This is a genomic window from Sphingobium boeckii (assembly GCF_014199215.1).
Lineage (GTDB): Bacteria > Pseudomonadota > Alphaproteobacteria > Sphingomonadales > Sphingomonadaceae > Sphingobium_A > Sphingobium_A boeckii.
Genome location: NZ_JACIJC010000002.1, coordinates 208043 through 226241, shown reverse-complemented (window position 1 = coordinate 226241; position 18199 = coordinate 208043). Strand labels below are relative to the sequence as shown.

The 18199-nt window shown below is 62.8% G+C and carries 21 protein-coding genes; 10 read left to right on the top strand and 11 right to left on the bottom strand.

Annotated elements, in window-relative coordinates; all coding sequences use genetic code 11:
• Positions 1-27: 27 nt before the first annotated feature.
• The 6 genes from FHS49_RS06285 to FHS49_RS06260 form a co-directional block, all read right to left on the bottom strand.
• Positions 28-354, bottom strand: a complete 327-nt coding sequence (locus tag FHS49_RS06285; protein ID WP_184016470.1) for a hypothetical protein — start codon at positions 352-354, stop codon at positions 28-30.
• A 438-nt stretch (positions 355-792) separates the two neighbouring features.
• Entirely contained in the window at positions 793-1638 is an 846-nt protein-coding gene (locus tag FHS49_RS06280) for a flagellin (RefSeq protein WP_184016468.1), read from the bottom strand.
• Between the two features lie 169 nt (positions 1639-1807).
• A complete protein-coding gene (gene flgH / locus FHS49_RS06275; RefSeq protein WP_425502672.1) occupies positions 1808-2566 on the bottom strand; it encodes a flagellar basal body L-ring protein FlgH in 759 nt (252 codons plus the stop codon).
• On the bottom strand, positions 2563-3024 hold the full coding sequence (gene flgA, locus FHS49_RS06270; protein WP_184016466.1) for a flagellar basal body P-ring formation chaperone FlgA: 462 nt from the start codon (positions 3022-3024) through the stop codon (positions 2563-2565). The genes flgH and flgA overlap by 4 nt, the downstream gene beginning before the upstream one ends.
• Positions 3025-3029: 5 nt before the next feature.
• Positions 3030-3815 (bottom strand): flagellar basal-body rod protein FlgG, encoded by a 786-nt coding sequence (gene flgG / locus FHS49_RS06265; protein WP_184016464.1) that lies wholly within the window; start codon positions 3813-3815, stop codon positions 3030-3032.
• Positions 3816-3862: 47 nt separating this feature from the next.
• Positions 3863-4603 carry a flagellar hook-basal body complex protein gene (locus tag FHS49_RS06260; RefSeq protein WP_184016461.1) on the bottom strand — a complete coding sequence of 247 codons (741 nt, stop codon included), beginning with the start codon at positions 4601-4603 and terminating at the stop codon, positions 3863-3865.
• A 144-nt stretch (positions 4604-4747) separates the two neighbouring features.
• Here FHS49_RS06260 and FHS49_RS06255 point away from each other — a divergent pair, with 144 nt between their 5' ends.
• The 4 genes from FHS49_RS06255 to FHS49_RS06240 are packed head-to-tail and all read left to right on the top strand — an operon-like array spanning position 4748 to position 7402.
• Positions 4748-5260 carry a flagellar basal body-associated FliL family protein gene (locus FHS49_RS06255; protein WP_246350407.1) on the top strand — a complete coding sequence of 171 codons (513 nt, stop codon included), beginning with the start codon at positions 4748-4750 and terminating at the stop codon, positions 5258-5260.
• On the top strand, positions 5257-6276 hold the full coding sequence (fliM, locus tag FHS49_RS06250; RefSeq protein WP_184016459.1) for a flagellar motor switch protein FliM: 1020 nt from the start codon (positions 5257-5259) through the stop codon (positions 6274-6276). Before FHS49_RS06255 ends, fliM begins: the two co-directional genes overlap by 4 nt.
• The gene (locus FHS49_RS06245) at positions 6273-6704 is read left to right on the top strand and encodes a DUF6468 domain-containing protein (protein ID WP_221240408.1); all 432 of its coding nucleotides are present in this window, start codon (positions 6273-6275) and stop codon (positions 6702-6704) included. The genes fliM and FHS49_RS06245 overlap by 4 nt, the downstream gene beginning before the upstream one ends.
• Entirely contained in the window at positions 6701-7402 is a 702-nt protein-coding gene (locus FHS49_RS06240; protein ID WP_184016457.1) for a MotE family protein, read from the top strand. Before FHS49_RS06245 ends, FHS49_RS06240 begins: the two co-directional genes overlap by 4 nt.
• 51 nt (positions 7403-7453) lie before the next feature.
• On the opposite strand, the gene FHS49_RS06235 is transcribed toward FHS49_RS06240, so the two are convergent.
• On the bottom strand, positions 7454-7852 hold the full coding sequence (locus FHS49_RS06235; RefSeq protein ID WP_246350405.1) for a hypothetical protein: 399 nt from the start codon (positions 7850-7852) through the stop codon (positions 7454-7456).
• Positions 7853-7977: 125 nt separating this feature from the next.
• Between FHS49_RS06235 and FHS49_RS06230 the strand changes: the two genes are divergently transcribed.
• Positions 7978-8229 carry a hypothetical protein gene (locus tag FHS49_RS06230; RefSeq protein WP_184016453.1) on the top strand — a complete coding sequence of 84 codons (252 nt, stop codon included), beginning with the start codon at positions 7978-7980 and terminating at the stop codon, positions 8227-8229.
• Complete coding sequence (locus FHS49_RS06225) at positions 8226-9986, top strand: tetratricopeptide repeat protein (RefSeq protein ID WP_184016451.1); 1761 nt, start codon at positions 8226-8228, stop codon at positions 9984-9986. The genes FHS49_RS06230 and FHS49_RS06225 overlap by 4 nt, the downstream gene beginning before the upstream one ends.
• A gap of 206 nt (positions 9987-10192) precedes the next feature.
• Here FHS49_RS06225 and FHS49_RS06220 read toward each other — a convergent pair whose 3' ends face one another.
• The 4 genes from FHS49_RS06220 to FHS49_RS06205 all read right to left on the bottom strand — a co-directional run bounded on the left by FHS49_RS06220 (position 10193) and on the right by FHS49_RS06205 (position 14827).
• Entirely contained in the window at positions 10193-10369 is a 177-nt protein-coding gene (locus FHS49_RS06220; protein ID WP_184016449.1) for a hypothetical protein, read from the bottom strand.
• A gap of 104 nt (positions 10370-10473) precedes the next feature.
• A complete protein-coding gene (locus FHS49_RS06215; protein WP_246350403.1) occupies positions 10474-11382 on the bottom strand; it encodes a flagellin in 909 nt (302 codons plus the stop codon).
• Positions 11383-11394: 12 nt separating this feature from the next.
• Complete coding sequence (locus tag FHS49_RS06210) at positions 11395-13485, bottom strand: FlgK family flagellar hook-associated protein (protein ID WP_184016447.1); 2091 nt, start codon at positions 13483-13485, stop codon at positions 11395-11397.
• Positions 13486-13522: 37 nt separating this feature from the next.
• Positions 13523-14827, bottom strand: a complete 1305-nt coding sequence (locus FHS49_RS06205; protein WP_343052938.1) for a flagellar hook protein FlgE — start codon at positions 14825-14827, stop codon at positions 13523-13525.
• Positions 14828-15000: 173 nt separating this feature from the next.
• On the opposite strand from FHS49_RS06205, the gene FHS49_RS06200 reads away from it, so the two are divergent.
• Genes FHS49_RS06200 through FHS49_RS06185 form a run of 4 tightly spaced genes read left to right on the top strand, consistent with a single transcriptional unit; the run spans position 15001 to position 18145 of the window.
• Positions 15001-15405, top strand: a complete 405-nt coding sequence (locus tag FHS49_RS06200; RefSeq protein WP_184016445.1) for a flagellar biosynthesis repressor FlbT — start codon at positions 15001-15003, stop codon at positions 15403-15405.
• Between the two features lie 10 nt (positions 15406-15415).
• A complete protein-coding gene (fliI, locus tag FHS49_RS06195) occupies positions 15416-16744 on the top strand; it encodes a flagellar protein export ATPase FliI (RefSeq protein ID WP_184017350.1) in 1329 nt (442 codons plus the stop codon).
• Positions 16725-17150, top strand: a complete 426-nt coding sequence (locus tag FHS49_RS06190; RefSeq protein ID WP_246350401.1) for a hypothetical protein — start codon at positions 16725-16727, stop codon at positions 17148-17150. Before fliI ends, FHS49_RS06190 begins: the two co-directional genes overlap by 20 nt.
• Entirely contained in the window at positions 17147-18145 is a 999-nt protein-coding gene (locus FHS49_RS06185; RefSeq protein ID WP_343052909.1) for a peptidoglycan-binding protein, read from the top strand. The genes FHS49_RS06190 and FHS49_RS06185 overlap by 4 nt, the downstream gene beginning before the upstream one ends.
• The last annotated feature ends 54 nt before the right edge of the window (positions 18146-18199 follow it).

Sequence of the window (18199 nt, the reverse complement as noted above, 5' to 3'; positions counted from 1 at the left end):
TGCCGATACGCTTCACGGTTCAAAGCGTTACCGCGGCGATGCGCTGAAGCCGCCTCCTTGGTCGCTCGCAATATGCGGTGCTGTCCGAACGGTCGGCTCGCTGCCGAGCGGGCTGATCTGATAATGATGACTGGCGCGATCGAACGCGGGTGGCAGCGCGGGCAGCGCTATCGGCATGTGGATCTGCTCGGGCTTGAGGATCATCACCTCGCTCGAATGCACCTTGATATCATTCACTAGGCAGCCATCGAACGCAGTGGATAGGGCGATCGTGGTGAGACAATCCTCGATCACTGGGTCTTCGCGCGGGCCGATGGACTCCGCGATGTCATCAAGCGTCAGTTCTTCCGCCATCTGATGATGGCGACGAAGCGCTGCACACCACAACGCATCTGCATTTTCGACCGAGACTGTCAGGACAATCTGAAAATCGGTAATATCATGTCTGGGTTCGTCCCCCGTAGCGGATCCAATGCTAGAAACCATTGAGCACCTCGTAAATAAAATATGGGGGTTGAACCCCTATTATCCTCTCTCACTGCAAGATGGCCCCCACTACCGAAATGCTTTTCAAATCATCGATCAATGGTAAATTTTTACCAACTAAGGGTTTTCCCTTAGGCTCAATAATATGACGCCGCTGTATGAACAATTTCCGCCAAAAAAAAGAACCGGAATGAACAATCATTCCGGTTCTTCTCTTTTGACACCCGTGCGTCGAGGTGGGGACACGTAACACGGGTGTCATCCATCAGACTTATGCCACCAGGGAAGGGGCATGTTTCGCCGTTATTAACGGAACAGCGAAAGCAGCGTCTGAGGAGCCTGGTTGGCGATCGACAGCGCCTGCACGCCAAGCTGCTGCTTGACCTGAAGCGACTGAAGGTTCGCCGATTCCTTGGCAAGATCAGCGTCGACCAGATTGCCGATGCCGCTCGTGATCGAGTCAGACAGCTTGCTGGTGAAGATGATCTGATCGTCGATCCGGCGCGAAGCCGAGCCCAGATCGGACAGGGCCGTTCCGACGGTGATCGTGTCGGCTTCCAGCTCGGCCAGTGCCGTCAGCGAGGTCGCAGCGTCGGTCAGCGTGGCACCGCCGATCACCGTCAACGCGTCCAGCGCCTGGTTGGCGACGACCAAAGTAGCCGCTTCCCAAGTCGTGGAATCGGTGTCGGTGCCGTCCTGCAGCGACATCAGCGCCGAAACGCTGCCGCCGCCGGTGTTCAACAGATTGACGCCGTTGAAGTTGGATGAGATCACGATGTTCTCGACCTGAGCCTGATACGCCACGTAATCCTTGTCGATCTTGGCGCGCGCTGCAGCATCGACGCCGACATCGCTGGCTTCCAGAGCCTTGGTCTTCATCTTGTTGATGATGTCCGAGATCTGCTCGACGCCCGACACAGCAACGTCCGTGGCGCTTTTTGCGTTGTTGAGCGAAGATGTCACTGCCGAAAGACCGCCGAGATCGCCGCGGAGCTGCTGAGCGATCGTGTATTTTGCGGAATCATCCTTGGTGGACGCCACGTTGAGGCCAGTGTTGATGCGGTTCTGCGTCGTCTCGAGGCTACGGTTGGTGCCGCCGAGCGTCTGCAGCGCCATCATTGCGCCAACATTGGTGTTTACTGAAAGTGCCATGGTATTTTCCTTCTAGGATAAAGGTCAATTCTTCGACCTGAACCAGAAACGCTGGTTCTCGACGGTCCAGATATTTCAGCCCGCCCCTTATTCTGGGAAGAAATATTGGGCCTCCAAACACACGCGGCGGATTTATTTATCCCTAATCCCGCATTAACTATATCAGACGCTAAAACGGGAAAAGCGCATCATAGATTTGCTGCCCCCAACGCGCTTGCTGCGCATCGGTAAGCTGCCCGCGGCCGCCATAGCTGATATGCGCTTCGGCGATCTGGCTGTGCTGTATGCTGTTGTCCCGCGCGATATCCTCGGGGCGGATGACGCCTGAAACGACGAGCTCGCGCAGCTCGAAGTTCACCCGCGTCTCTTGCCGCCCGCGGATCATCAGATTGCCATTGGGCAGCACGTCGGTCACCACAGCGGCGATCGTCAGATTGATCTGTTCGCTGCGCGCGATATTGCCTGCCCCGCTCGTCTGGGAGGAGGAGTTGGTATCCACCAGGTTGGATGGATCTGGTTTGCCGGGAAGGATCTTGTCGATAACACTCTCGATTCCGAGCAGCGCGGAAAGGCCGGCCTTCTCGTCGCCCGATCGTGAGCGCGTCGTCGAATTGCCGACGACCGCGCGATCGGAGATGTTGATCCGTATGGTCACGATATCACCTATGCGCGCGGCGCGTTGGCCGCGCAGGAAAGCGCCCGCACCTGTCCGGAAAAGCGATGCGGTGACCGGCCCTGGATCGGCTATCTGGCCCGAACGATGCGCCGCCGCCTGGGAGCCGAGTGATGGCTCGAGAAGAGGGGAGTCCGGTCGTTCTACCGCGCTCATCTTGGGCGCCTTGCCGACATTGGAAAGGCGGCCGACCGCACCGCACCCAGAGAGCATGGCCCCAAGGGCGAGCGCCGATCCCATCTGTTTCAACATCATTTGTCCTCCCAAAGCGCTGCGATGCGCACGCGCCCCTTGTGTTCGATGATTCCGTTGAGCGTGCGGTTTGACTGGAGATTGACGACGCGCACCGCCTCACCGACGCCGCCGCCCGAAAGCGCGCGCCCTGCCGTGGTGATGGACAGGCCGTCCGAACGGACCGTCAACAAGATGGCATCGCCCCGACGCACGACCTGGGGACGGACCAGATCGCCCTGGCGCACCACGGATCCGGGCAGCAACCGTCGCGCGGCTTCCTTGCCTGCGGCGTCTGGCGGCGTCAGCGCGCCGCGCGCGATCGCGCGCGATGCCGGTTTCATCTCGAAATCGGAGGCGGCGAGCGGCTCGCCGCGCTCGATGGCGCGGATAAGCACGGGCGTCTCGACCAGCGCCGAACCCGATGGTTCCGCATAGGCTGGTGACGCCGCCAGGAGCGCCGTGGCGATGAGGCAGCGCATGGACATCAGCGCAATTGTGAACTGGTGGCGAGCATTTCGTCCGCCGTCTTCACGACGCGGCTGTTCATCTCATAGGCGCGCTGTGCGCTGATGAGTGCCGTGATTTCGGATACGGGGTTGACGTTCGACGCTTCCAGGAAGCCCTGGTTCAGCGTGCCGAAGCCTGGCTCGCCAGGCAGAGCGACGGTGGGCTGGCCCGATGCGGACGTCTCCAGCAGCATGTTCGATCCGATGGCTTCGAGACCTGCTTCATTGACGAAGGTCGCGATTTCGAGCTGTCCGATCGTCTGCATTTCCACCTGATCGGCCAGCTTTACCTGCACTTCGCCGGTCTTCGAAATGACCACGTCGATCGCACCTTGCGGCACGATGATGCCGGGCTGGACGCGATAGCCGTCATTGGTGACCAGTTCACCCTGATCGGACGGCTGGAAGGATCCCGCGCGGGTATAGGCGGTCTCGCCATTAGGCAGCTCGATCCGGAAATAGCCCTTGCCGTCCACCGCGATGTCATAAGTGGCGTCGGTCTTGGTGAAGGCACCCTGTTCGACGATGCGGTAGACGCCGCCGGTGCGCACACCTGCGCCGATCTGAATGCCGGAGGGTACGCGGGTGCCGTCCGCACTGGTCGTCGCGCCCGGGCGTGAAACCTGTTGATAGAGCAGATCCTGAAACTCTGCGCGCTGGCGCTTGAAGGCCGTGGTGTTCATGTTGGCGATGTTGTTCGAGATCACATCGACATTGGTTTGCTGGGCCAGCATACCCGTGGCGGAGATGGACAGTGAGCGCATGTATTTGGTCCTTTTGGTGAGGTTTTAGAAAAGGGAAGGGGGAGAAGTTACATCTTGCCGAGCCGTTCGATCGCGCGTTGCCGCATCGAATTCATGCTGTCCGATATGGCGACGCTGGTTTGATAGGCGCGCAGGATTTCGACCATTTTCGTGGTCTCCACGATGGGCTGGACGTTGGACGCCTCGACGCCGCCGATTTTCAGCCGGGCTTCGGTGGGGGCGAGAAAGCGGCCGTTCGATCCGTTCATCAGGCCGTCGCCGCGTGGATCGACCTGGGTTTCGCTGGCAAAAGCGCTGATCGCGATGCGGCCGACCGGGCCATCGGCCGCCATCACCGTGCCGTCCTGCGCGATCGTGATGCTGCTGATCTGCTCGCGGGGAACGGTGATCGGCCGGCCATTGGCGTCGAGCAAGCGCTGGCCGCCCGCAGTGGCCAGTTCACCCGTTTCCAAAACCTTGATGAAGCCGGCGCGGGTATAGGCGACGCCGCCGCCCGGCGCTTCGACATTGAGATAGCCAGAGCCATCGATCATCACGTCGAGCGGATTGCCGGTCGCCTGAAACGCCCCCTGTGCGGCGTCATGGACCGCCCCGAAATCGAGCACGAACGACGTCTTCTTGGCGTCATCCACCGGTGCCTCCTGCACCTTCTCCACATATTCGTGAAACAGCGGCTGTTCCCGCTTGAAACCCACCGTGCTGCTGTTCGCCATATTGTTGGCGGTGACGTCAAGCTGGCGGCGCAGCGCCTGTTCGTGGCTCAGCAGCACAAAGGATGAGACGTCCATTTCCACCACTCCAAAAAAACGATGATCGATTGGCACCAGGCAAAATTTTCCCTGTGTCCGTCCTATAATAGAAACGAAATGGCGAAAGCGGTTGCCGGCATAGTGAATTCCGCAGCCGCAACGAGGCATCCAGATGGGGGTAATATGGCAAACGAAATGGCGTTGGAGATGGAGCCGGAGGACACGGTCTCCGTCCCTGAAGAAATTCAGCCGCAGACGCGAGCAAAGCCCAAGGGGCGCAAGCTCTTATGGGGTGGCATCGCCGCGGTTCTGCTGACCGGCGCAGCAGGCGGAGGCTATATCTTTATGACCCGCGACGCTGAAAACACCGCGATTGCGCCCGAGAATGCGGTGGATGCCTATGTCGAGGTGCCGCCGATGACGGTGAATTTGCGTGTGCCGGGCGGACAGGCGCGCTTCTTGAAGCTACGCTTCATCATCGTTGCCGCCAATGCCGCGCAAAGCGAGACCATCAGGACGAAGATCCCGATGTTGCTCGATGCGCTCCAGCCCTTTTTACGCGAGCTGCGTCCCGAGGATCTGAATGGTTCGGCCGCGGTGTTCCGCGTGAAGGAGGAAATGATGGTTCGCGCCCACGCCACCTTCGGTTCAGGCATGGTGCGCGATATCCTTATCCAGGATCTGGTGCAGCAATGAGCGACGATTTCGACAATTTCGCGCTCCCCGATCCGCCCAAGATGGAGCCAGGCGGGGAAGGCATTTTCGATCAGGCGGGCATAGACGCGCTGTTTGGCTTCGATGGCGGCAACCAGACGACGCAGAAAAGCGGACTCAAGGCGGTCATCGAATCCGACGTCATCAGCCATGAACGACTGCCGATGCTTGAGGTGGTATGCGAGCGGATGGTGCGCACCTTTGCCACCAGTATGCGCAATCTCACGTCGGATTCGATCGACGTCAATCTGGAGCAGGTGACATCCACACGCTTCGGCGAATTCATGAACCGCGTTTCGCTGCCCGCGATGCTCGGGGTATTCCAGGTGCATGAATGGGAAAATTATGGCGTCGTCGCGGTCGATTCCGGGCTGATCTACGCGGTTGTCGATGCGCTGCTGGGCGGCCGCAAGGGCAATGTCTCCCAGCGGATCGAAGGGCGCGCCTTCACCACGATCGAGACCAGCCTGGTCTCCAAGATGGTGCAGCTTGCGCTCAATGATTTCGCGGCATCGTTCGAAGCGATCGAGGTAGTGAACATGGAGCTTGAGCGCGTCGAGACCAGCCCGCGCTTCGCGGCGATTGCGGGGCCGAGCAACATCGCCGCAGTGGCCACTTTCAGCGTTGATATGGAAGGGCGCGGCGGGCGTTTCAGCATCATCCTGCCCTATGCCACGATCGAACCGGTGCGCGAAAAGCTGCTTCAGCGCTTCATGGGCGAAAAGCTGGGCCGCGACAGGATCTGGGAATTGCACATGGCATCCGAACTCTCCCAGACCGAGATCATCATGGATGTCGTGCTGGGTGACAAGCAGATGCGGCTGCGCGACGTGATGAACCTTCAGGTGGGCCAGACGATCGGCGTCAATCGCGGGCCGGACGATGCGCTTGAAGTGCATTGCGGCGGGATCGCGCTCGGCCGGGCCTATATCGGTCAGCGCTGCAACAATATCGCCATCAAGATGGTGACGGACATTTCAAAAGGATTTTCACGATGATATTCGCGACCCTGACCAATCTGGTGCTGATCATCCTTTGTGTCGCCGTGCTGATACAGAGCGCGCGGCTGCTTTACAGTTTCCGCATGATCAAATCGGGCGATCTCGCCGAAACCGTCAAATCGCTCGATCGCGCCACGGCGCAGGCGCGCGCGGTTCTTGGCGAATTGAAGGATATTCTCTCGGTCGACGGAGCGGCGAACGCGCGCACCATCGCATCGGGTGCCAGCTTGCGCGAAGAGCTTTCGGTGATGGTCGGGATCGGCAATGCCGTGGCCGAACGGATCATGGATGCGGCTGGCGCGGCGAGCCCGCAACGGGATGAAAAGGCGGTGACCCGCAAGCCAGTGCCACGCGCGCCGGCGCATAAGCGGCGTGCGCGCGCTGCGGATGCGACCAACGGCCTTGCTGTCGGCACCGTGCAATGAAAAACGGCGCGATCCTGCCCAGGCTTTCATGCGGCGCGCAAATGCTGGTGATGGCGTCTCGGGCGCGGGCCTTTGCCAAGCGCCCCTCTCTGCTGGCGATCACCGCCGGCTTTGCGGGGCTCACCGCTTTCGCCAACGCCATGGCCGCCGGTGCCGATCCTGCGCCGACGCGGATGGGGGTTTCGATCCAGCAAAGTATGGGCGAGCGGGATCAGGCCCTGGCCAAGCAAAAGCGCGGCCTGGAATTGCGTGAACAGGCGACGCGGGCGGCTGAGGCGCGCCTGAAAGCGAGCGTGGAAGCCCGCAAGACAACTGCGGCCAACGCCGAAAATCCTGCGCTCGCAGCGCAGGCGCAAGCCGCGGCACTGGAGGAAAATGCCCAGCCGTTCGACGATCTCGCCCGCATCTATCAGACGATGAAGCCGGGGAAGGCCGCGCCGATCTTCGAACGGCTCGATCTCGATGTGCAGTTGCAGATCGCGCGCCGGATGCGCGAGCGATCGACCGCGCTCATCCTCTCCAGCATGTCGCCCAATGCCGCGGTACAGCTCAGCATGGCGCTGGCGGGGCATCGGATCAAGCCGACGCCGGCGGCTGTGCCGGCATCGGCACCGCGCGTCGATCCGGTCAAGAAAGGCGCCCCTGATGTCAGGCAGGCAGGCGCGCGCGCGCCCAAGGCCATCGGTACCACGCCCTAGACGCGGCAGCACCGCCGGACCCTGTCGATATAGACAAGGTCCGGCGGCGGATCAGGCGGGATCCGCTGATAATTTCAAGATCAAGGCGCGTTCCGCACCGGGATGCACGCGTTGCAGCGCCGCTGTAAGCTGTTCATCCAGACGCTCGGCATCCACCGGCTGGAAACCCGAGGCGTAGAGACGTGAAAATTCCAGCGTGGTCGTGAGCAGTGCCGCGCGCAATTCCGGCATCTTTTCCCGGAGATCGTTGATCATGCTGGCGTCTCTGGCCTGAATGGCCACCGATACGCTGAGCGAGCCATCGATCCCGCTGGGCGAGAAGATCGGCGTGGTTATATCGCTGACGTTGAGGAAAGATGCCGAATCGCCGCTCGGGGCAGGGCTGCCCACAGCCGCCATGCCGCCCCCGGCCAAAGACGAGAGCGCAGCGGCGGCGGTTATCACGATCATGCGCATTTTAGGCGATCTCCGGGCAACAAAGGTGCGATCGCCGGATGGTCATAACGCCGAGAGAATCGGTCCTATGGGGCAATCTCATTCTATAATAGGATTAAAGATTGAACGGAAGGTAAAGCATGTCCCGCGATCAGCGGCCCGGCACGGTCAGGATCGTTTCCGATCCTCGGGCAACACTCCCCAGAAACCGTCGGCATGACGATGCGCAAAGCGCGGGCAAAAGCGGTCGCAACGCAGCGCCTTCGCCCGGCGAGTCCACCACGCCCGACCGACGTCGTTGGGTGGTCCCCGCGTCACTGTTCGCCGCGGGATTTGCGTTGGGCGGGCTGCTCGTCGCCGCGCGCAACCTCCTCCAGGTTCCCGGATTATGAAAAGCCGCTTTTTGTGGGCCGCGGCGATGATCGTCCTGCCGCTTCCCGCGGCCATGGTCCTTGGCGCGGATACGATCGCCCTGTCGCCTGCGCGTTTGCCGGGTTTTGCGGCCCTGCTTGCGCAGCAGCCGGCGATCGCCGCACCTGCCGGCTGGAAGGCGCTATCTGAAGCGGAGGCCTGGACGGCGCTGTCCCGCGCCGGCGATGCGGGGCGGCAGGGTGCGCGCTGGGCTTATGCGCGCAGCCTGATCGCGCAACGCCGCGGTGCGGAGGCGCATGGCGTGCTGAGCGTGATGCAGCAGGATGATCCCGATCTGGCGATGGTGGCCGCATTCCGCCTGGCGCGGGGCGCGGCCTATGTGCTCACGGGGCGGCCATCGGATGCGCTTGATGTGCTGGGCGGCAATGGACTGGCGGACAATCCCGAAGGGTGCGCATGGCGAATGCGGGCACTGGCCGAGGCCGGCTATGCGGCGCAGGCGCTGGGCGAAGGGCGATGCGCGCTGCCAGCCGTGAATGCGCGGGGCGGACGTGCGCGCTTGCCTTTCGTGCTGGCGGCGGCGCGGGCGGCGATCGAGACCGGCCAACCCGACGATGCGCTGGGCTGGCTCGCCGGCGTTTCGGACCGGGATATGCAGGCGGATATTTACCGCGCCCGCGCCTATCTCGCGCTCGGACGACCCGAAGAGGCCAGAGCGCGACTGGATCGCGCGGGGCAAAGGGGATCCATGACCGAGCGCATGGATGCGCAACTCACGGGCATCGAACTGGGCCTGGCCACGCACGCGCTGGCCCCCGCAGCCGCGCTGAAGCAGCTGGCCGATCTGCGCTTCATATGGCGCGGCGATCATATCGAGGAGCGCGCGCTGCGCCTGAGTTACCGGCTTTCAGGCGAAGCCAAGGATTCGGGCGGTGCGCTCGCGACGGGCGCCATATTGTTCCGCTTCTTCGATCCCGCGGCGCAGGGGCCGGGGTTCGTGAGCGGATTGCAGGCGCATCTGACCGCCGTGCTCAACGCCAGCAACACATTGCCGCTGGATCAGGCAGCGGGCATTTTCTGGGATCATCGCGATCTGATGCCCAGCGGCGCGGAGGGCGACAAGCTGGCGAGCAGCCTTGGCGCGCGGCTGCAGGAGGCGGGGCTCTATGATCGCGCCGCCGAATTGTTCGAACATCTGCTGTTCGTGCGCGCGCAGGATCTGGCTCGGGGGCCGCTGTCGGTCCGCGTGGCGTCTCTCCATATTCTGGCGGGGCATTCCGATCGCGCGCTCTCAGCGCTCAATCGCACAGCGCAGGATGGCTATACCGACGAGATGATCCATGCGCGCAAACGCGTGGAGGCGGCGGCGCTCAGCCAGGCCGGCAAGATCCCCGAAGCCTTTGCCGTCTTGCAGGAGGTGCCGGACGCCGGCGCTTTGCGCGCCGAAATTCTTTGGAACAAACGGGATTGGTCCGGGCTGATTGCCGAGACCGGCCATGCGCTGCCGTCGGGCGGCGCGCTGAGCGATGTGGATCAGGCGATCATCCTGCGCCACGCGATCGCGCTGGCCATGCTGGGGCATGAAGACGCACTGGCCGCCTTGCACAGCCGTTATGCCGCAGTCTTTGCACGGCTTCCAACCGCGCCCGTCTTCGAGATGCTGACGGCGTCTGCCGACACCGTGAACCCCGGAGCCATCGCCCGCGCCATGGCCTCGCTCCCCACAGCCAGCCCGGCAGGCGAAATGGCGGCGCTGTTCGATGTGGCGCGGAAATAGGGGGGATAGCGGACCGAAGGTTCTCGATTCACTTAGAAGGGTGAGCCACCATTCCGACCTGACAGGCGACGCAGGGTTGTCAAAAAGTCGCTTAATAAGCTAGCTCAAGCGCTAGTGGAAAATATAAGACAATGAGGTGTTCCATCAACTTGGAAGACCTGCAAATGGCCGGACGAATGGCCAAAAATAATCGGCAACAGCGAGCCTCACCCACGAAGCCCTGCCGTCCATTTCCCCTTGGTCCGGCTGGTCAAATGGAATTGCTGGCAGCGGTCGCAGCGATAATGTCTGAGCGCGATGCTGGCGGCCTGGGCGGCCAGCATCGCGTGGTGTTCGGATGGGTAGCGCGCCTTTTTCAGGCAGATGCTGAGCTTGGTGCGCATGTCGGTCTTCCGCTAACGTCGGCCATATTCCGCTATGACGGAAGAAGGCGCTCGACAGCAAGCGCGGGGCACCTGTCTTTCTGCTATCCGGATCGTTCCGACGCTCAGCGCAGATAATTCGCCAGCGACAGTCCTGATATCTGCGCGAAGACCGAATAGGATGCGGTGAGGATCGCGCGGTTGTTTTCGATGTCCAGCGCGACCTGGCCCATGTCCGCATCCTCGGCGTCGCCGATCACCTTTTCCAGCATCAGCGCGCGTTCGTCGGCGCGCAGGCCGAGTGTTTCCACCTGATTCTGCTTCGCGCCATTATGCGCATTGTTGCTGCGGATATCCTTCAAGCCGATTTCGAGTTCGCTGATCGCCTGCTTCATCGCGTCCAATTGCACCGCCGTCGGCTTGTCGCCGAAGGGACCGGCCTCCGCCAGCGTGCGATAGGCCTTGACGAGATTGCCCGCCACATCGCTTGCCACGATGCCGAATTCCACATTGACGCCATCGGCCATCTGGGCGGAGCGCAGAATCTGATCATTGGCAAAGGCATCGGCGGATGCGAGACCGACCATATCCGAAAGCTGCTGGGGAATGAACGGCTTGGTATTGGTCTGCGATCCGGCGAAAATCGCATTGCCGGCGGAAACGGTGTTGAGCGTGGCGCGCAGGCTATCGAAATTGCTTTCGATGTCCGCCTGAAGGCCCGGGCCATTGCCAGTGCCGATCACCTCCAGCAGCGCCTTGCGCAGATCTTCGGTCTGCGTGTCGATCGCATTCAGGCCGGTGTCATAATATTCGAGCGTGGTCGACACATGCGACGCCACGGTCTTGTGCGCTTCCTGGCGCGCGAGCACCGAGCGGGCGGATAGCAGGCGTGACGTATCGATGCCGATGCCGGCGTAGTCGGTCGCCTTCTTCTGCGTTTCGAGCTGGTGAAGGCTGTTGGCCAAGCGCTGCTGTGCGGTCTGCATGGCGGTTTTCATGGAATATTGCACGGGTCCGGTGGCGACGCGGTTCATGGTCGAACTCCCTTAATTGAGCATGGCGAGGAGCGTGTCATACATATCGCTCGCCGTGGTGATGACGCGCGCTGACGCGGAATAGCTGTTTTGCAGAACGACCATCTGGGCCAGTTCCTCGTCGATATTGACGCCCGCGAAATTGTCGCGGCGAATGGTTGCATCCTCGCGCCGGGCGGCGGCGTCATCATAGGCGCTGCGTGCCTGCGCCGATTCCGCACCGGCCTTGCCGAGCAGCAGGCTGGCGAAGCTGTCGAGCGTGGAATCGCCATCCTTGCCGAGATCGACCGCATTGGCCAGATTTTCGACGAAATCCTCGGCACCGCGGATATCGCCCGTGCCCACGGCCTTCTCCCCGATGGCGGCATCAAGCTGAAGCCGGGCGAGCGGGAGCTTCTTTGGATCGCCCAATATGCCTGGGATCACATTGGCGCTGCGCGAACCACTGGCATTGCCGGTAAGGCCCGACAGGGACGAGAAGGTGCGGCCCGTGCCCATGCGATCGGTGGAATCCGAAGGGATGGAGATGGTGGAGCCGGTCGATGCCGCGCCGGGCGCGAAAGCGATCCGGCCCTTGTCGTCCATCGAGAAGACACCGAAGCCGCCGAGCGGGCTGGTGTTCAATTCGGTGAGCAGATCACCGAATGTCGGGCCGACGGAGCCGGTGAGCGTATCGCTTGTCAGCGTGCGGCCGGAGAGATCCCGCAGCGTGATCTGCGCGGTCTGGCCGGGCGCGAAGCCATGGGGATCGGCCGGGATAAACCCTGAAGGGGCAAGCGCGCTGGTCTCGCTGCGGACCAGATCATTCAGGCCGAAATGATGCGAGAAGCCGATGCCGGCGCGGTCGCTGGGCGCGGTGTCGCTTTGCGCGACGGCAATGCCGTTGCCGGCACCCGTGGCGCTGATCGAAAGCACGCCGTCGATCATCTGGGCGGTGGCCTCCGGGGCCAGGCCGGCATTGATCGCGGCGATTGCATCATCCACCGTTGCCGCAGGGCCGAGCGCGTCGAAATCGACGGTGGTGGTAGCCACCAGCGTGCCATCCGCGGCGAGAACGGCGAACACAGCAGCGCCGGTAAAGCCGAGCCGGTCTGTGCCGACCAGGCCGCTCTCTCGTCCCGTGAGCGTGGCGGGGGCGGGCACGGCCGTCCCCGCATTCGAAGCGGCGTTCAGCGTGTCGGCCAGGCCGGTGAACAGCACGCCCAGTTTCTCGGTGAAATCGGGCAGAGTGCGATCCCGCGTGTCGATCAGGCCGCCCAGCTTGCCGCCGATCGCAGAGGAATCGATCCTGTCGCCTGTCGCCGCGCCGGGCATTCCCGCGGCGTCGGCAAAGCGGATGTCGATGGGCGGATAGGTCGGCTGAGACGCGCCCGGCCCCGCGGGATAGCTCAGCAATCGCAGCCGGCGATCGAGCAGAACCTGTCCCGATCCGGTTTCGATCGTGACGCGACCATCCTGCTGCTGGCGGACATTGACCTTCATCAGCGTGCTGAGTTCGTCCACCGCCGCGACGCGCCGGTTCTCAGCGCCATTGGCGCTCTGCCCGCCGGTCTGCGCGATCTGATCGTTGAGATCATGGATCTGATCGAGCAGGACATTGATCCGGTCCACGGTGTAGCCCAGCTCGGTCTCCACGTCGGCGCGCAGGTTTTTCACGTCGCCGTCGAGCTGCTTGATCGACAATAGTGCATCCTGCACATTGCCCGTGAATTGCGCGATGGTTTCCGGCGATCCCGACGCGCCCGTCATCGTCGCCGCCGACGCCGCGATGGCGTCGATGCGCCCGGCGATGCCGGATTCAGCGCCCGGCGCGCCGAGCAGCGCCTGAAGACGATCGAGATAGCTCGCCACGGCTTCCGACCGGCCCATGTCGCCGCCCCGGCGGAACACCGCATTTTCCAGGAAACTGTCCGCCACGCGTTCCGGCTGGCCGATGAGGACACCGGTGACCCGCCCCGCCGTGGTGGCGGTGCTGATCGTCGTGCGCTCCCGCGCATAACCGGACACACCCACATTGGCGATATTGTTGGACACCGAACGCATTCCCGCTTGCGAGGCGGCGAGGCCGGACGTGGCGGTATGGAGGATTTCGTTCAGTGACACGGTGGTGTTCCTTTGGCGGGCGGGGGCGGCTGGGGGATCAGCGTTTCAGGTTGCTGATTTCCTGAAGCATGTCGTCCACCGTGGTGATGATCTTCGACGACGCGCTATACGCACGCTGAAAGCGGATCATGTTGGTGAATTCCTGCGCTAGATCGACGTTGGAGGCTTCGAGCGAACTGGCCGAGATATTGCCCGAACCCAGCGAGCCGGGAATGTTGATCGCGACGTTGCCGCTATCCTGGGAGATGGCGTAGGCATTGCCCGAAAGCCGCGTCATGCCATCCGGATTCTGGACCGTGGCCAGCGGAAGCTGGTAGATCTTCTTCGACGAGCCATCCTCGAAAATGGCGCTGACGATGCCGGTGTCCGAAATTTCGACCGAGGCGACCGTGCCCAGCGTGCCGCCATCGACGAACGAGCTGAGCAAAGCGGAGTCATCGTCGAAGGACGTCAGTCCATCAAGCGCGCCATCGGTGCCCAATTGCAGCGTGATCGGATCGGACCCTGCGCCATTGGCCCAGGTGATGTTGAGATCGGCGAACAGAGCCGCGGTCGATCCGGGGAGATCCAGGCTGCCGTCGCCATTGAACTGCACCGTGCCGCTAGCGAGCAAGCCACCGGGCGCGCCGGTGACATCGGCGGCGGGCACGGCATAGATTTCCGCCTGCCATTCATTGGGCGCAGTCTTGACGAAACCCATGGTGATACGGTGCGGGCTGCCCTGGGCGTCATAGATGTCCATCGAGCGCGCGAATTGCGCGGCGGCCGTGCCAGCGGCCATATCACCTGCAGCATAGGCACCCACGAAGTCCGCGGTGGTCGATTTGAGATTGATGCGCGCCTGAAGACGCGATGTGGGCGAAGCCGAACCGGTCAGCGCGGATGGGCGGATCGGTTCGAGCTGATCGAGATTGCCGGTGTTGACGAAATTGCCCTGCGCATCGAGCGGCCAGCCTTGCAGATAATATTGCGAGGTGTTGCGCAGGAAACCCTGCGAATCCGGCTTGAACGATCCGGCGCGCGTGAAGGCGATTTCGCTGTCTGCGCCCAGGCCGGCGCGGACCACGAAGAAACCGGCGCCATCGACGCCGATATCGGTGAGGCTGGAGGAAGCCTGAAGCAGACCCTGCTTCGAAATCATCGCCTGGGGCGCGGCGACGACGCCGCCTGCGGAATAGTTGCTTCGCACGCGGCCATCGGTGACCAGCGTACGGAATTCGGCGGCGACACCCTTATAGCCCACGGTGTTCACGTTGGTGATGTTGTCGGCCACGGTGGCCATGGCGCTGGCTTGCGCGCTGAGGCCGGAAACACCGGCGTAAAGGGCGGAATAGAGGCTCACGATTGTCTCCCATGTGCGGCACGGGCGCTGCGCCCTGCCAAGTTCCATTTTCATTGTAGGAGGGGGCTGTGCAGAACCAAAGATAGGCAAAATTTGCCCAGTCGATGACCGCGAATCCTGCATCATCCTATAATATTGGAAATGGCCAATGGCGGTCCCGGATGGAGAAGGCAATGTCCCTGCGAATTTCGCTGCGCGATGGCGAGAAATGTGTCGTGAACGGCGCGGTGTTACGTTCCGAAGGACGGACCAATCTCTATGTGGAAAACGGCGCGGCGATCCTGCGTGGGCGCGACGTCATGTCTCCCGCTGATGCGGATACCGCCGCGAAATGCCTCTATCTGGCGTGCATGATGGCCTATATCGATCCGGCGCATGTCGCCCGGCATCAGGAGACTATCCTGGCAGGGCTGGGCGATCTCATCACGGCGCTGGGATCGGCCGAAGCGCGATCGGTGTGCATCGCGTTTGCCGAAAAGGTGGCCGCGCTGGATTTCTATAGTGCATTGGCGGATTGTCGCTGGCTGATCGCCTATGAAGCCACCGCGCTCGCCCGCCTTTCAGAGACGGTGCAATAGCATGCGCATGATGCAGACGCTGGCCGCGACGGCCGATGGATTGCGCGCGCTGGAGCCCGACCGCCGCTATGGCCGTGTGGTTGCGGTGCGCGGCGCGCTGATCGAAATCGAAGGACTGGCGGGTGCGGCGCAGATCGGATCGCGCATCCGGGTGGGCGGCGCCGTGGACGCCGAGGTGATCGGGCTGGACCGCGGAATCGCGCATTGCCTGCCGTTCAGCTATCCGCAGGGCATCGCATCGGGCACGCGCGCAGACCTGGTGGGCGGTGCCTTTGCCATTAAGCCTTCTTCGGCATGGCTGGGCCGCATGATCGACGGTCTTGGCCGGCCGATCGACGGGAGCCGCCCGTTGCCGGCAGGCGGGCAGTCCCGCCTCATCCGGGGTATGCCGCCTCATGCTTCGGCGCGCGCGCGGGTCGGTCGGAAAATCGAGACAGGCGTGGCCGCACTCGATATCTTTGCGCCGCTGTGCGAGGGGCAAAGGCTTGGCCTCTTCGCCGGCTCGGGCGTGGGCAAATCGACCTTGCTTTCGATGATCGCGCGGTGGACGGAATGCGATGTCGCCGTGATCGGGCTGATCGGCGAACGCGGCCGCGAAGTTCAGGAATTCGTGGAAGATGATCTCGGCCCCGAAGGCATGGCGCGCAGCGTCGTTGTGGTCGCGACGTCGGACGAACCTGCACTGATGCGGCGGCAGGCGGCGTGGACGACCATGGCGGTGGCGGAGCATTTCCGCGATCAGGGTCTGCATGTGCTGTGCCTGATGGATTCGGTCACGCGCTTCGCCATGGCGCAGCGCGAGATTGGTCTGGCGAGCGGCGAACCGCCCGCCACCAAGGGCTATACACCGACGGTTTTCGCCGAATTGCCCCGGCTGCTGGAGCGCGCCGGGCCAGGCGTCGTGGGGCAGGGCTCGATCACGGGGCTCTTCACCGTGCTGGTGGATGGCGATGATCATAACGAGCCGGTGGCCGATGCGGTGCGCGGGATATTGGATGGCCATGTGGTGATCACGCGGCGGATCGCGGAGCGCGGACGCTATCCCGCGATCGACGTCCTGAAATCCATATCGCGCACCTTGCCGCGGGCGCATGAGCCCGAGCAGAACCGGATCTGCCTCGCTGCGCGCCGCATCCTGTCCACCTATGGCGATATGGAGGAAATGGTCCGGCTCGGTGCCTATCGTGCCGGATCGAGCGAAGAGGTGGATCGCGCGGTGCGCCTGGCACCACAAATCGAGGCGCTGCTCAATCAGGCCAAGGATGCCCGCAGATTTTCCGAAGACGGCTTTGCGGCGCTGGCCGCGCTGGTGGAGGTGCATGATGAAGACCCCGTATGACGCTGCGATGCGCATCCGCCGACGCGAGATCGACACCGCGCAGGTGGCCATCAATATCCAGATCAATCAATTGGTGCAGATCGAAAGTCACCACAGCGATGTCGACCACACGCTCGCCAAAGAAGCCGAAATCGCCGCGGGCGATCATGCACTGAGTTCCCATGCCTATATGGAACGGATGCGAATGCTGCGCGAGCGCCTGGCCGCGGAGCGCGACGAGGCCGATGTCAGGCTTGGCCGGCTGCGGACGACGGCGCTGGCCGCTTATGGCGATTTCAAGGCCATCGAATCCGCCGCCGACACTTATCGGGACGATGAAACCCGCAAAGCGGCGAATGGCGAGCAGGGACATATGGACGATATGGCGGCCACCGCCGTCGTGCGCCGCCTGCGCAGGTGGGGATGATGATCGGGCGCGTCGATCATGCGCAGGAAGCCGCGATGCGGCGCGCGGAGCTGATCTATGCCCAGGCGCGGAGTGAGCTTTCCACGCGCTTATGGCAGGCGGCGCTCGGCGCGGGTGATGGCAGCTATGCCCGCACGCCTAAGATGGAGCGCAGCGCACAAGGCGTATCGCTGGACTCACTCATGGCGCTGATGATGGCGCGCGATGCCGATGATGCAGCGCCAGCGCGGCGGGCGTCACAGACAAAGGCCGAACCATTGGCAATACCGACAAAAGCAGAGCCCGTTGTGCCTGCCGCTCGCGCTGTTGCGGCTGAGCGACCCGCGGGGCTTGGGGTCAATGCCGGTTTTACCAATATCCTCCAGGCATCGGCAGTGCGAACGGGCATTCCGGCACCTGCGCTCGCGGCGATCGTCAATGCGGAAGCCGCCAAGGACGAGGACGGGCGCTGGCGCGTCTATTCCCGCAATCCGCGATCCAGCGCCGCCGGACTGGGACAGTTTCTGAGCGGCACTTGGCGCGGAGAGGCCGAGCGGTCAGGCACCTGGCTCAACAGCCTGTGCATCGCGCGGGGCTGGGTTGATGGACGGGGAAAGGTGATCAAGGAGGCGCGATCCCAATTGCTGGCGCTGCGCTATGATCCCGAGGCATCGATCAACGCCATTGCGGACTATGCCAAGGGCAATCTCGACCGCCTGCGCTCTGCCGGTGTCCATGTGGGCCAAGGCCTGGATGACATCGCCCAGGCTGCTTATTTCGGCCATCATCTGGGGATTGGCGACGCGATCAAATTCATGAAGGGTGGCCTTCAGGCCGGGCGTGCGCGCCGCCTCCTGGACGCGCAGATCGGCAATGGGGCGGCCAATCGGCGCATCGCCGAGACCGGAGACGCTGTCAGCGCACACCGCAATTGGCTGCTCGGCTTTGTAGGACGCAATATCCGCCCGGCGCGTTTTGCGGCGCTTCAGCCCGTCGGCCCCGGGCGAGTATCCTAAAAATTATAGGATAATAATTTTATTAAATATAGGAATAACGGGTTGTTAACCATT